Genomic DNA, 14270 nt, shown 5'->3' on the forward strand with positions numbered 1-14270 from the left:
TAAATTAGAAAGAGGTGCTTCATGAACAGTAACACAATAATTCAATCTTCGTGGTTCAGTAATATCAAAGGTGATGTACTGGCTGGTATAGTAGTAGCAATGGCGTTGATACCTGAGGCGATTGCTTTTTCAATTATTGCCGGTGTGGATCCGATGGTTGGACTATATGCATCGTTCTGTATTGCTGTTGTGATTGCTTTTGTTGGTGGACGGCCGGGAATGATTTCCGCTGCAACAGGTGCAACGGCGTTATTAATGGTTACATTGGTAGCCGAACATGGGTTGCAATATTTGCTTGCTGCCACGATTTTAACAGGGATATTGCAGATTTTAATGGGCGTTCTTAAACTGGGGCGATTGATGAAGTTTGTCCCGCGCTCGGTTATGGTAGGTTTTGTAAACTCCTTAGCCATTTTGATTTTCACTGCACAGCTGACACATTTTAAAGGTGAATCCTGGCCGATGTATGCCATGGTTGGTGGGGCTTTAGCTATTATTTATATTCTTCCGCGGTTTACAAAGGCTGTTCCATCACCATTGGTAGCAATCATTACCATTACTGTCATCGCAATGATGACGGGAAGCGGTGTCCGTACAGTGGGGGATATGGGTGAATTAACGCAGCAATTACCGTTTTTCCTTTTACCGGACATTCCGTTAAATTTTGAAACGCTGCAGATTATTTTTCCATACTCATTATCTATTGCGATTGTAGGACTCGTGGAATCACTACTGACGGCTTCCATTGTCGATGATATGACAGATTCGACAAGCGACAAAAACAGAGAAGCCAAAGGACAAGGGATGGCCAATATCGTATCTGGATTCTTTGGTGGAATGGCGGGTTGTGCAATGATTGGCCAGTCCGTTATCAATGTGAAGTCAGGTGGACGAGGCCGACTGTCTGCATTGACAGCGGGTGTGTTCCTCATGGTATTAATCATGCTGTTAAATGACTTTTTAGTAAAAATTCCGATGGCAGCATTAGTGGGTGTGATGATTATGGTGTCCATTGGCACATTTGAGTGGTCATCTCTAAAGACGATTCATAAAGTACCGCTTAGTGATACAGTGGTCATGATAGCCACCGTCATCACCGTTTTGCTGACACATGATCTGTCAAAAGGTGTTCTGGTTGGCATTGTTTTAAGCGCCGTTTTCTTCGCGTCTAAAATTTCTAAGGTAAACGTTACTGAATTGGCTTCCGATATGGCAGCTAAAAAAGTCTACCGTATATCAGGACAATTGTTTTTTGCTTCCGTAACGGAATTTGTGGAAAGCTTTGATTTTAACGATTCTGTTGAAGAAGTTAAATTAGACCTGACACATGCACACCTTTGGGATGATTCTGCCGTCGGTGCGATTGATAAGGTAGTTATGAAATATGAACAAAATGGTGTGAAAGTTCAATTGAGCGGATTGAATGCGGAAAGTAATCAATTACTGGAAAAACTGACAGCCCACCCCAAAACAGAGAACCTGCAAGAAGCGGTTAATGAATAATAAACGATTTAAAAGCATCCAGATGCTCCATTGCAGCATCTGGATGCTTTTTTTATTTCATGATAATATCTTTGCAGAATATCTTGTTCCTTTATCAATGTGGAAAAAATAGTGTTGAATAATTGTGTTTTATACATAAGCAACTATGGGAGAGTTTTTGTGAAACAAAATATACAAAAAATGTTATCGGCAATCCCGATGGCTTTTATGTTTTTTGCATTTTATATAGGAGTTTCAGTAGAAAAGGCTCTCAATTTTGGGGTCTTTGGAATTGGTTGGATTTGGATTATGGCAGGTGAGCTTATCCATAATATTAGATGGTTTTTGGCATTAACAGTAACATATTATGTTGTGAAGTATTTGGTTATAGAACTGATTTCAAAATTAAAAAAGACCCACTGAAGTAGCGTTCTTTTATTTTTGATGACTGTAATTATTTTATAAGAATACAATGAGGCTGACCTTATAATAAAAACTTCGGCATTCTTTATAAGACGAGGTGAATGCCGACTGAATAAGTTATTTTGCCATTGCAAAAGAAAGTCAGGGACGCTGATTGGTTTGGAGTTGGAGCATCCATACAATTAATCATCCCCGGGATAATCTTTTGAGTATCTTTTGTCGGTAGGTTTGGTAGGCGGAGTTGAGATGCAACTTTCTTTTTTGAACGAACGCTTCGGCTTCTTTCTGTTTCTGTGCCTTGCTGTTTTGTGTTTCACCCGTGGCATAGGTTAATAAATCCCCGGAAGTTGTGCTTTCCCCGGTCTTTTTGTCTTCATTTTCTTCAGGAACAAAGCCGGCATTTTTAAGCATTTTGTATGCCTGATTGAGTTCTGGTGATAGGCCTGGCAACTCATCCCGTAGATCAAGCTTTTTACCTTTGCCTGGCAAGTCGTCAAAATCACCATTCTCGATTGCTTCCTTGATTTTGTCTTCCACGATCAAGTACATGGTCATCCTCCCTTTTAAGTGAAACTTTTTCTACACTTATGTTTGTTTTCCTGAGAAGATTCATGTTAATCTCCTCCAACAGTACACGTTTATACCTATATTATATCATAGGATGACACTTTCTTGACGGCATGTATCTTGCTTGATTGGTTTTTAAAAGATAAGTTTTCTTGGCTGGTACGGGGTGTGAACAGAGGTATCGAAAAAAATCGATACCTTTGTTCGTTGAGGTATAAGGGATATCCACGGTTCACGGCGAACATCAACCCTGTGAGACCGACTACAACCAGAGTTTGTGCCTTAATTCAGAACTTATGAATTGTTATTTACTTGCGATAGCTGTTTTTTAGCCATAAGTTCATTGGCTGCTTCCAGTTCCTTATGTTCATCCACTGAATCGCCGGCAGGATTGTCCTCCTCTTTAAAAGGATGATTAGCATCCAGTCCGTCGCTAATGCTTAACTCGCCGTCCATATTCGCTTGTGCTGGCTGATCAAATTTCTTTTTATGTTGTTTTTTCATTTCATTCACCTCACTACATAAGTTGTGTTGTACATATGTTTTTATGTCTTCTTTTTCACCCTTGTAATACGATGTACATCGTATTACAATAACAGGAGAGGTGATGTGAAAATGGACCGTGAGATTATGAAAGGCAGTATCGATATTTTGTTGCTCAATTTACTGAATGGAAAAGATATGTATGGTTATGAAATGGTTAAAGTGTTAAAAGAAAAGAGTGAACAGCTTTATAACATGGGGGAAGGGACGCTTTATCCGGCATTGAAACGGATGGAGAAAAAACAGTGGCTCCATTCCTATTGGCATGACACTGACCATGGACGGCGAAAGTATTATCGAATCACTGATGACGGGAAAGCGGAATTGGAAAAAAAGCTGACGGAATGGAACAATGTCCATAATCTTATTACGAAAACTTCGGGGGACATATCATGAATCGATTGGAAAAGCATGTTCAAAAAATGCTGGAACAAACACAGAGTGCAAATGGTGAACGGGAAGAATTGCGCGAGGAGCTCCTCAGCCATTTGGAGGAAGCGAAACAGCATTATATGAATGAAGGTTTGACAGAAAAACAAGCAGAAAAGCGGGCAATAGTGGAGTTTGGAAATTCTAATAACGCGGGTCATCAGCTGCAGGAGGCGATGTATCCGTACCAGCGTGGACTTTTGTACACGATTGGTATGGGAAGCATTCTGTTTGGTGTGCTTAATTTTATGAGTGCTGCGTTTTTGCTGCATGACCCCATTCCCATATGGCTTGCGATTCAATTTTTTACAGGAAGTCTTGTTACATTAGCCGCCATTAATATTTCAATTGCAGGAAGGTACGTTTACCTGCTTCATTTAGTGTTGTTTATCAACGTTATCTGGAATGGGATTAATCTTCTAACCTTACAAGGGTCCCAGTGGCAGATCATCATATTCGGTATTTATGCATTGCTTTTGGTTGGAATGGGTATCGTTGCCATCATTCGCAATTCGTATTATTCAAACAACCTGACTGACAATAAACAACAGAAACGCGGACTTGTGTTGACCAGCTATGTAGTGAATTTGTTATTCGGTGTTGCTGTCGTTTGTGTGAGTTTATTCTTTCTTTGGGCGTTTCTGTTTACTATGGAAAGAAGCCTATTCGCTCTTTTGAATATTGCTCCGATTATTATATGGCTAATCGCGTATAAATTTCAAATGGGTCATATTACAAAGAAACCGCTAATTTCCATCATAACGGGATTTGTTATTTCAGTGTTGTCTATCGCTATCCCGTTGTCCATTCTGATTCTTATCCCAGGAAGGTGGCTTTAGGATATGTCGCTAAAAATGAAAAATATCAGTTTCATCACCGGTATGTTGATGTTGTTTTTAATTTTATGGGGAACAGGGTCGCTGGCAAGCGAGCCGGATGGATTTTCCGGATTCGGTCGGTCAACGGACATTGCCCCGGATGATAGCGAACTTGTATTTTCCTACTATGATGGTGATGATGCCGCGTTATATACCGTTCCTGTCAGCGGCGGGAAAGCGGAACTTTTGGCAAAGCCAGAGGAAGGGAAGTCGTTTCTTAACCCGACATTTTCTCCGAATGGGGAAAAGGTTGCCTTTGTCGAACAGTGGGAAACAGAGGACAAAAGATACAGCCAGCTGCGAATACTCAAGCGAAAAAAGAAGTCAGTGGCACAACGGGTCAATACAGATGGCTATGTCACCGAGGCAGCCTTTTCGTCGGACGGCAAATCATTGTATTTCCTCAAAGCTGGCACATATAAAAATTATTCACCCATTGCTTCCAAAAGGCCACACGACTTTGACATTTTTCGTCTAGATTTACAAACAGGGGAAACGAAACAAATAACATCCAAAAAGGCATACGACATGTCATCTCTGGAAGTAACACCGGATGGTAGCAAGCTGATGTACAGAACATACCAGGATACGGATCAGCTTGTGTTTCGTTCTATCAAGGATGGGAAGGAGAAGACCATGGTACCTATGGGTGATTTTGCCTCCAAAGCGCCGATTTTTTCATCACCGACACTGTCACCAGATGGTGAGCATGTTGTTTTTACTGATGTAGCTACGAAAGATGAAGATGGTATTTTCGTTTACGAAGCCTTTCGAATGGATATAGAAACAAAGCAGGCAAAGCAACTTACTTCCTTCTATGAGCATGTGACAAGTCCGACATTCTTCCATAATGAGAATAAACTGATTGTCACAGTAGATAAAAATTTTGCCGGTCGAGATCCGGAGTACAGTTATTGGCAGATTCGCATGGATAGCGAAAAACGGAAACGTGTGTCGATCGAGATGCCTGATGAGTTGGGAAACGGTTGAATATGAACGTTTCCCCAGTTCAAATAGCTGTCTTTTACTACATTTTTGTGTAAAATAGCAATCACAAGGAAATATAATAAGTAGTTTCTATCAGGCAGCTTTGAGGGGGAAACGGTTTTGAAAGTAATTGGAATATCCGGATCTATAGTTGGATCAAAAACACGAATTGCTGTGCAACATATTTTAAATAGAATCAATCAGGAACATGAGGAAATAGACGCAGAACTAATCGATTTAAGTTCGTATCAGCTTGTTTTTAGTGACGGTCGGGATTACCGGGAGTATACAGGTGATACCAAAGAGGTATTGGAGAAAGTAATGGAAGCAGATGCTTATATTATTGGAACGCCGATATTCCAAGCATCGATTCCAGGTACGTTAAAGAACTTATTTGACTTGTTGCCGAATAATGCTTTCCAGGATAAAGTTGTGGGTATTGTTGCGACGGCAGGTTCCGGCAAACATTATCTTGTACCGGAACATCAACTTAAACCAGTCCTTTCCTATATGAAAGCAGTTATCATTCCGAAATATGTGTTTGTGGAGGAAAAACATTATTATCAGAAACGACTTGTTGATGATGATACGATTTTCAGACTGAACAGGCTAGCCGATGATACGGTGCGAGGAGTCAATGTGTTCAGCGAGATTAAAAAGGTGAAGGGATCAGCATTCCCGTTTTAAACTTATCAAGGAGATGACACGAAGAAATAATCGCAGCTTCTTCGTGTCATTTTGTATAATCTTGTTAGTAGGACTGCTACCTGAAGCAATAAACTAGAAAAGGGGGTGCTGTAGATGAAGATTCCCATCCTTTATGAAGATAATCATCTGCTTGTTGTTGAAAAACCGGTCAACATACCCGTACAAGAAGACAATACCGGTGATCCTGATGTACTGAGCATGCTGAAAGAGGATATTAAGGTGCGTTACCAGAAACCAGGAAATGTATATTTAGCACTTGTCCATCGCCTTGATCGTCCGGTTGGTGGTGTGATGGTGTTTGCTAAGACGTCCAAGGCGGCATCACGTCTGTCGGATGCCTTGCGCAGAAATACTATTGACAAACATTATCTTACGGTTGTTAGGGGCACCCCATCAAGAGATCAGGCAATTTTGGAGGATTATTTACTAAAAGATAAGCGGGAAAACAAATCACATATTGTTTCACCAAAAAATAAACAAGCGAAAAAAGCAGTGCTTTCGTATGAAGTTATTGGAAAAAATGATGACCTATGCCTTGTTTCAGTCAAGCTTCATACCGGAAGGCCGCATCAGATTCGTGTGCAGCTTGCATCCATTGGCTGTCCGATATATGGTGATCAAAAATATGGACAGGATGTAAACAAACCAGGACAACAGATTGCCTTATGGTCGCATACCCTTTCATTTGAACATCCGACGAAAAAGACTTTAACCACGATTGATTCCTTGCCGCCCAAAGCGTATCCATGGAATCTTTGGAAGGACTATTGCAATTAAAGGAGCTGGTATTGTGGGGAAATTAGTTCATACATTTACCATACCAACACATGAAAAACAGGCCTTCATCAATCTGGATCATTATTTAGATGAGATCCTTGCTGAAACTGGTGTACAGGATGGTGTCATGATTGTCTATTGTCCACATACAACGGGAGCAATAACAATAAATGAAAACGCTGATCCGGATGTCAAAACGGATTTAAAACGCGGGCTTGACGAGACATTTCCTAACAAACCGGCGTACATTCATATGGAAGGAAATTCAGACGGACATATGAAGTCGTCGGTGATTGGTGCAAGTGAAACGTTAATCATAGCAGATGGCCGTCTAGTTCTCGGCACGTGGCAGAGTGTCTATTTTTGCGAATTCGACGGACCGCGAACAAGAACGGTACATGTTAAGATACTTGAGGGTTAAAGATGAAAAACGTGGACCTGCGCAATTATTCTTTAATGAAAGGGAATCTTATCCAGGGAAACATTAATAATGGAGGGATATTCATGGCTGAATTAAAAGATCTGCAGTCAAGTCAAGATTTGGAACGGGTATGGCAACGTTCAACGGAAACGCCGGTATTACTATTCAAGCACAGTACTACGTGTCCCATCAGCGCTAATGCGTTTAAACAGTATCAAACTTTTTTGGAATCATCGGGAAGCGAAATGGATGCATACATGGTCAAGGTGATTGAAAACAGGGATATATCCAATCAAATTGCAGAACAGACTGGTGTGAAGCATGAATCACCACAAATTTTCCTTATCCGGAATAGGAAAGTCCTTTGGCACACTTCCCATTCTCAAATAACTGTTGACTCAATTGGTAACGCATTGGAAAACAAGTGAAGTAAACAAATGCTGCAGCAACCTTAGCTGTGGCATTTATTATTTCCGTATGTATAAAGCGCTTATTATGAATTTGTATCATGAATTATCAAGAATAAATCCATTCCTCTCAGACACACTATAACTAACTGAAAAAAGGAAGGTGTGTCATGACTCATGATTTATTTAAAAACACTTGGAATCAAGGTAATTGTTATTGGTATTACCGTTTTATCATTGTTTGGGATTTTTTATAACGCAAATTTGATGAATTTATTTTGGGTTAGTGTATTGCTAACAGGAATTACCTTTCTTGTTGGCGATGTACTTATACTGCGACGATTTGGCAATGTTACAGCCTCGATTGTGGATTTTCCGCTGGCTTTTATTGCACTTTGGTTATTAGGATCTATGCTTATTGAAGCTAGTGTTCCATTAGTGAGCATCTCTCTGATGGCCGCTTTTTTTATTGCCTGCTGTGAACCATTCATTCATACGTATATAAAGGAAAAAATGGAAAAAGACAGATCGAATGAAACGATTGAATCACCGGATGTTGGACGACTGCAGACAGAATTTAGCGAGGAGTTAGAATCGACTACAACCGATGGTAAAGAAAATCAACATGACCATTTATAAAGAAGAACACAGCTGTCGGCTGTCGTAAAAAAAGCAAGTTTGTTAAGGTAGGTTGTAAGTTACCATAGTTTTTTGAAATCTTACACCCCTTTATCCGTGAAAAAGTACAATTATCATTTTCATTCTTGATGTAAGTCATGTATCATAGGGAGTGGAAGCTTTATGGATGAAAAGGGAGAGGAAAAATAGTGGAAATTTTTGACGGGGGTTCCGGTGGCGGCCGGAAAATAAAATTTAATAAAAAGTTTAATTGGATCGGCTACTTAGTGCTTGCGCTCATTCTGGTGATAATTGCCGGTGTCCTCAGTCTCGGTTTAATAACGGATTATATTTGGATGGATTCGCTTGATTATGCTGGTGTTTTCACAACGATTCTATCCAGCAAAATACTTTTAGCTGTTGCTGGATTTATTTTGTTTGCAGCGGGGACATTCTTTACGTTGTATTGGATTCGGCGATCGTATATGAAGCACTTTGACCCCAACCAATTACCACCGATTTTACTGCGTCGAAAAGCAATTATCTTTATTATGATTGGCATATCAGCAATCATTGGTTTATTCGGAAGCAGTGTTATCCAAGGTATCGGCTGGGAAAGAACGCTGAAATTCCTTAATCATGTTTCATTCGGACAAACGGATCCATACTTTGATATGGATATATCCTTTTATGTGTATGTGTTACCGTTCCTGAAGTTTATTGTTTTTGTTTTAATAGGTTTGAGTGTGTTTTTCCTTTTACTGGAAATTGGGGCATATTCCGTGTTTCAAATGTATCGGCTAAGCCGTTCAGCGCAAATGCATCTGGGTACAACACTCGGTGTGATTGGCTTACTTTTAGCTGCGAACCATGTACTCCAGCCATTTGATACATTGTCAACAAACCAGGTGAATCTGTTTCAACAAAGCGTTGTAACGGGCTTGAGCTATACGGACGATCTCATTAATGTTCCGAAGGCTTATATACTGGCTGCAGTGGCAATTATTATGACTATTTGGATGATCGTTGCACTGGTTCGAGGCAGACTGCGATCTGTTGTTGTTCCCATTGCTGTTTATGTGGGGTTAGCCATTATTGGGCAGGGAGCATCAGTCGTTGTTCAGAATTTCATTGTGTCGCCAAATGAGTTTTCAAAAGAGAAACCTTATTTGGAGGATGATTTGTCGTATACCAAAGCCGCATATGACTTAGACAGTATCGAGGAAAGACAACATCCCGGCAACAAATCACTGACTCAGGAGATGGTCGAACGTAACAGCGGAACCATCGATAACGTACGAATGAATGATTCACGCCCATTGCTGGATGTTTATAACCAGCTGCAGACGTTCCGTACGTATTATGAATTTAATGATGTTGACATTGATCGTTATAAGATTGACGGCAATTACGAGCAGGTATTTTTGGGGGCAAGGGAGTTAAATACAACAGACCTCCCAAGTCAGGCTAAAACATGGGTTAACCAAAATTTACGGTATACACACGGATATGGTCTGGCTATGAGTCACGTCAATCAGGTGACACCACAGGGACAACCGGAGTACATGCTGAAAAATCTGCCCCCGGAAGGCAGTATGGATGTCGAACGTCCACAAATTTACTTTGGTGAGGAACCGTATAAAAATGTAATTGTCAATAGTAAAGTGGAAGAGTTTGACTACCCATCAGGTGATGAGAATGTGGATACACGCTTTAAAGCGAATACAGGTATCTCTCTGAGTGGTATCAATCGACTGCTGTTTGCATTAAATGAAGGCTCATTCCGTATGTTGATATCTGATCAAGTAACAAGCGACAGTCAGCTTCTGGATACAAGAAACATTATGGATCGCGTAAACCGAATCGCTCCGTTTTTTACGTATGACCAGGATCCTTATCTAGTGGTTCGTGATGATGGAAGTACCGTCTGGATGCTCGATGCTTATTTGACGGCAGAAAGTTATCCATATTCGGAAGCATTTCAGGGAGAAACCAATTATATCCGAAATTCGGTGAAAGTTTCGATTGACGCTTATACAGGTGAAGTGAATTTCTATATTGCAGAGCCTGATGACCCGTTGATGCAGACATTTAGAAATATATTCCCGGATTTATTTACAGAAGATATTCCTGAAGATATTAAAGCCCACTTCCGGTATCCGGAAAAACTGTTCACTGTTCAGGCGTCTATGTATGGTACGTATCATATGTCCGACTTGGAAGTATTCTATAATCGGGAAGACTTTTGGCAGTTCCCAACGGAAAAATATTTCAATGAAGACACGACGATGGAGCCATATTATACGACATTGAAACTACCTAATCAGGATGAAGAGGAATTTATTTTAATGATTCCATACACACCGAAAAACAGGCAGAACATGATTGCTTGGATGGGTGTGCGTAATGACGGGGATAATTATGGTGACATATTTGTGTACCGTTTTCCAAAACAGCGAAACATTTACGGTCCACAACAAATTGAGAACAGAATCAATCAGGATAGTGAAATTTCTCAGGAACTGAACTTATGGTCGCAAGGTGGATCAGAAGTTATTCGTGGTAATTTGCTTGCTATACCGATTGAAGATACGGTTTTATATGTGGAGCCAATTTACATTGAATCGAATAATGAAACATCGCTACCCGAAGTGAAACGGGTTGTCCTCGCCTATGGTGACCAAATTGTTATGGAGGCAAACTTCGATAAGGCGCTTGAGGAAATGTTGAAGACCGTCGATCCAAAAGCGGAGGATGAAGGAGAACAAGGCGATCAGGAAGATGACAAGCCGGACTCATCCCAGCCAATTATCGGTGCTGAGGAACAACTGCAGGAGTTTTCCGATTTGTTTAAGGACTATAAACAGGCATTATCCAGTGGTGATTGGCAAAAAGCTGCTGAAATAATGGATGAACTAGAAGGGATGCTGGATAATGAAACGAAAGTACCTGCACCTGACAATCCGGAACCTTCTAATGATAAAGGAAAAAATTCTAATGCAACTGAGTCCTCCAGTGACCAGAAAACAGCCAAAGATAAAGAATAATGGATAAAGAAATATAAAAATCGGGATGCGCGCCTATGGCGTTATCCCGATTTTTACATTATTTGTCTACAATTTGTTATAATGAAATTGGAATTAACCAAATACGGGAGGTGTGGGTATGGCGGAGGATAGTTTGGAATGTAACCATTCAGCTAAAAAACTCTGTGTATCATTAGTACCGATATTCAACCATTTAGACCATTCAGAACAAGTTGAGGTTGCTCAAACAAGCAGAAGCAAGAAGTATGATAAAAGAGAAATGATCTTTCAAGCGGGCTCCCCTTCTGAATACTTATATATCGTCCACAAAGGCAAAGTAAAAATCTATAACCTTTCAGAGTCCGGGAAAGAACAGCTAATCCGAATTTTGGAACCCGGTGATTTCATGGGTGAACTGGCCATATTTACGGATGAATGGCTGACAAGTTATGCTGAGGCGATGGAACCGACGGAGATATGTGCTATTCATAAATCTGATTTACAGGTGCTACTTGAAGAAAAACCTGCAATCGCATTTAAGCTGCTTGCGGAAAGCACAAAACGCCTTAGGCAAGCGGAAAAGAATATTGAACGGCTTAGCTCACAAGATGTCGAAAAACGGCTGGCCTCTTTTTTAATTGAACAAGTGAAAGTACACGATTCTTTTAAAATTACATTGCCGATGAGTAAGAAAGACCTTGCTTCCTATATTGGCAGTACACAAGAAACATTAAGTCGGCGCCTGACAAATTTTGAAGAAAGCGGCTGGATTGAACAGACCGGCCAACGCAAGATTAAGGTTCTTGACTTGGACGCATTGCGTGCTATTGACGATTAACTGGTTCAAAGTTATGTTTTACATGCCATCCATGCAAATATCACCTTACCTGAATCATTTTTTTGCGACAATCGTATAATACAGTATGGAATAATAGAGGATGGTATTAACATGTATTCTTATGAAGAAAAGGTATATAATGAACTGCAGGCATGGAGAAGAGACGTATTAAAGCGTCCAGGTTTTATAACCCAGCTTTCAAAAAAGACGCAGACAAAAATTAATAGGATGATTCCCGATAAAGCTCACAAGATTATAACGGAAAGTTTGAAAAAGATGGTTCAAGCTACATTGGTTGGATCTGATATAACAACTAATAAGCACCAATCAGCGGGTTTAAGTCTTTATGAACAGGATGAGTTATTGAAAGAAAAGCTCACATCCTACCGTAAGACAGCCGTTGTGGAAGGGGCCGGAACAGGCGCGGGTGGTTTCTTTCTTGGGCTCGCCGATTTTCCAATGCTTTTATCTATTAAAATGAAGTTTTTATTTGAAGCTGCAGCCATTTATGGATTTGACACAAATAGCTATGAAGAGCGTCTATACATTCTTCACGTGTTCCAGCTTGCCTTTTCCAGAGATGCCACACGCAGGAGGACATATTATATTATAGAAAACTGGCAAACTGAAAAAAAGCGGCTCACTGATATGGATTGGCAGGTGTTTCAGCAAGAATATCGTGATTACCTTGACTTAATAAAATTGTTACAGCTGCTACCAGGCTTCGGTGCTATTGTCGGAGCTTATGCCAATCACAACTTGCTTGATACGTTAGGAGAAACGGCGATGAATGCCTATCGTATAAGACTTTTGTTTACCCAGCCGCGTGATTATTAAAGAGCTTGTGCTTCGCGTATGATTCGTACGTGCGCAGTGTTACCTTATCCCAGTTACACTGCGCTCCTTAATAAAGTCCAGCGATTCTCTATGTCCCCATGTACTATATAGGTGCGGTTAAGCGAATGGGGACTTTTTGCATGTCAGCATTAACGTAACTATTAATCACCCCTTTAGCGAAGACAGTTTCTTTTGGTAACCATTTTTGTTCCAGTGTTATATCAATCGGACGGCTGAATGGGGATGTGTCCATGACAACTGTCTGTTCGTTCTTCCAGCGGAGGTTAACCTTGGTTGTATTTAAAAATGGCGAAAGCGAAGAAGAAACTGGAATGCCATCTTTGAAAAAGGGATGCTCATCTTGTTTTGCTGATCCCGGTTCATTCAGACAAACAAATAAAGACAGGTTATCTAGAAACTGAAGTAATCCATAGTGAATAAAAAATCTTTCCTCATCAAACGCACCCACGGTTTGACGGATCCGCTCCTGACGTTGTCTTTCAAATAGTACAAATGAACGTGCAGCTTCATTCGAATCATTAAGAAGGAAACGCGTATAATGTTCGCTGCACAATAATGCAGCATAAGTGTCCTGTTTTTCTACCTCATCAATTCCGTGTTTGTAAAAAACAGTTTTAGGTGGGTTGCGAAAATCCGTGAAGTTATAAGGCTGTTGTTTTTGGTCATTCCAGAACGGCTGCTTATCCAACTCTTTCCATGCATAATCATGATTTTTAATGGCGTATAGAACAGATTGTTTGAATTCATTCCCCGGCAAAATCGTTGCTTTGAGACAAGCTGCCATTTCTCCGGACAGTTTGGCATGATGTTCCTGTTCAATCATAACAAACGCTTCTTGGCTATCCCGCACAATCATTAATGACACCCTTTCCCGTATGGTGATGAATGAAGTTTCAGTTGGAACCCAGTATTAAATCCAGTATACGAAACCGGACGTAAGTTTTACAAATGAACACAATTCAGTGGCAGACAAGGGCTAGGATGATGCTTATAAAAGATGTATGGTATCATATGTGTTAGAAAGATGCATGAAGGAGGTGAACAAAATGGGGAAATGCATGATTGATCATTCACATCAGGATGTTGTGGAAAAGCTAGAGAGTCTAAAAAGTTTTTTGCCTAAAGATTTAATTACAAAAATAAACCGATTTTTAGATAATAGTCACGGACAGGAAACATTGAACACGCTTTTTCATTTGTTGAAAAAATATGATCTCGCTTCGGAAGAGGAACGGTTAGACCGGAATAAGAAGCTGCACTCGCTTATCAGTGGATAAAGTTTAGACGGCTTCCCGATGGTACTCCGGG

The 14270-nt window shown here is 40.4% G+C and carries 17 protein-coding genes; 14 read left to right on the forward strand and 3 right to left on the reverse strand.

Features of this window, described 5'->3' with window-relative positions:
• The first annotated feature begins 21 nt into the window (after positions 1–21).
• Together FFL34_RS10165 and FFL34_RS10170 are read left to right on the forward strand one after the other, a co-directional pair.
• On the forward strand, positions 22–1503 hold the full coding sequence (locus FFL34_RS10165; protein ID WP_138603345.1) for a SulP family inorganic anion transporter: 1482 nt from the start codon (positions 22–24) through the stop codon (positions 1501–1503).
• Between the two features lie 159 nt (positions 1504–1662).
• Positions 1663–1905: a hypothetical protein gene (locus FFL34_RS10170; RefSeq protein WP_138603346.1), complete on the forward strand. Its 243-nt coding sequence runs from the start codon at positions 1663–1665 to the stop codon at positions 1903–1905.
• A 186-nt stretch (positions 1906–2091) separates the two neighbouring features.
• Here FFL34_RS10170 and FFL34_RS10175 read toward each other — a convergent pair whose 3' ends face one another.
• Both FFL34_RS10175 and FFL34_RS10180 read right to left on the reverse strand, forming a co-directional pair.
• Positions 2092–2454: a DnaJ family domain-containing protein gene (locus FFL34_RS10175; protein ID WP_138603347.1), complete on the reverse strand. Its 363-nt coding sequence runs from the start codon at positions 2452–2454 to the stop codon at positions 2092–2094.
• A 312-nt stretch (positions 2455–2766) separates the two neighbouring features.
• A complete protein-coding gene (locus FFL34_RS10180) occupies positions 2767–2976 on the reverse strand; it encodes a hypothetical protein (protein WP_138603348.1) in 210 nt (69 codons plus the stop codon).
• A gap of 111 nt (positions 2977–3087) precedes the next feature.
• Between FFL34_RS10180 and FFL34_RS10185 the strand changes: the two genes are divergently transcribed.
• The 11 genes from FFL34_RS10185 to FFL34_RS10235 all read left to right on the forward strand — a co-directional run bounded on the left by FFL34_RS10185 (position 3088) and on the right by FFL34_RS10235 (position 12941).
• Complete coding sequence (locus FFL34_RS10185; RefSeq protein ID WP_138604716.1) at positions 3088–3411, forward strand: PadR family transcriptional regulator; 324 nt, start codon at positions 3088–3090, stop codon at positions 3409–3411.
• Positions 3408–4283 carry a permease prefix domain 1-containing protein gene (locus FFL34_RS10190; protein WP_138603349.1) on the forward strand — a complete coding sequence of 292 codons (876 nt, stop codon included), beginning with the start codon at positions 3408–3410 and terminating at the stop codon, positions 4281–4283. The genes FFL34_RS10185 and FFL34_RS10190 overlap by 4 nt, the downstream gene beginning before the upstream one ends.
• Positions 4284–4286: 3 nt before the next feature.
• The gene (locus tag FFL34_RS10195) at positions 4287–5312 is read left to right on the forward strand and encodes a TolB family protein (protein WP_138603350.1); all 1026 of its coding nucleotides are present in this window, start codon (positions 4287–4289) and stop codon (positions 5310–5312) included.
• 117 nt (positions 5313–5429) lie between these two features.
• Positions 5430–5996, forward strand: coding sequence for an NADPH-dependent FMN reductase (locus FFL34_RS10200; protein WP_138603351.1), 567 nt, complete (start codon positions 5430–5432; stop codon positions 5994–5996).
• 114 nt (positions 5997–6110) lie between these two features.
• A complete protein-coding gene (locus FFL34_RS10205) occupies positions 6111–6794 on the forward strand; it encodes an RluA family pseudouridine synthase (protein WP_138603352.1) in 684 nt (227 codons plus the stop codon).
• Positions 6795–6807: 13 nt separating this feature from the next.
• Complete coding sequence (locus FFL34_RS10210) at positions 6808–7215, forward strand: secondary thiamine-phosphate synthase enzyme YjbQ (protein WP_138603353.1); 408 nt, start codon at positions 6808–6810, stop codon at positions 7213–7215.
• 83 nt (positions 7216–7298) lie between these two features.
• Complete coding sequence (gene ytxJ / locus FFL34_RS10215) at positions 7299–7643, forward strand: bacillithiol system redox-active protein YtxJ (RefSeq protein WP_138603354.1); 345 nt, start codon at positions 7299–7301, stop codon at positions 7641–7643.
• 156 nt (positions 7644–7799) lie between these two features.
• Positions 7800–8261, forward strand: coding sequence for a YndM family protein (locus tag FFL34_RS10220; protein ID WP_138603355.1), 462 nt, complete (start codon positions 7800–7802; stop codon positions 8259–8261).
• A 188-nt stretch (positions 8262–8449) separates the two neighbouring features.
• A complete protein-coding gene (locus FFL34_RS10225; RefSeq protein ID WP_138603356.1) occupies positions 8450–11287 on the forward strand; it encodes a UPF0182 family membrane protein in 2838 nt (945 codons plus the stop codon).
• Positions 11288–11405: 118 nt separating this feature from the next.
• Positions 11406–12104 (forward strand): Crp/Fnr family transcriptional regulator, encoded by a 699-nt coding sequence (locus tag FFL34_RS10230; protein WP_138603357.1) that lies wholly within the window; start codon positions 11406–11408, stop codon positions 12102–12104.
• A 111-nt stretch (positions 12105–12215) separates the two neighbouring features.
• A complete protein-coding gene (locus FFL34_RS10235; RefSeq protein WP_138603358.1) occupies positions 12216–12941 on the forward strand; it encodes an EcsC family protein in 726 nt (241 codons plus the stop codon).
• Between the two features lie 103 nt (positions 12942–13044).
• Here FFL34_RS10235 and FFL34_RS10240 read toward each other — a convergent pair whose 3' ends face one another.
• Positions 13045–13818, reverse strand: coding sequence for a DUF3891 family protein (locus tag FFL34_RS10240; RefSeq protein WP_138603359.1), 774 nt, complete (start codon positions 13816–13818; stop codon positions 13045–13047).
• A gap of 190 nt (positions 13819–14008) precedes the next feature.
• On the opposite strand from FFL34_RS10240, the gene FFL34_RS10245 reads away from it, so the two are divergent.
• Complete coding sequence (locus FFL34_RS10245; protein ID WP_138603360.1) at positions 14009–14239, forward strand: group-specific protein; 231 nt, start codon at positions 14009–14011, stop codon at positions 14237–14239.
• Positions 14240–14270: the final 31 nt, after the last annotated feature.

It is taken from the genome of Lentibacillus cibarius (genome assembly GCF_005887555.1).
In the GTDB taxonomy this organism is placed as follows: domain Bacteria; phylum Bacillota; class Bacilli; order Bacillales; family Amphibacillaceae; genus Lentibacillus; species Lentibacillus cibarius.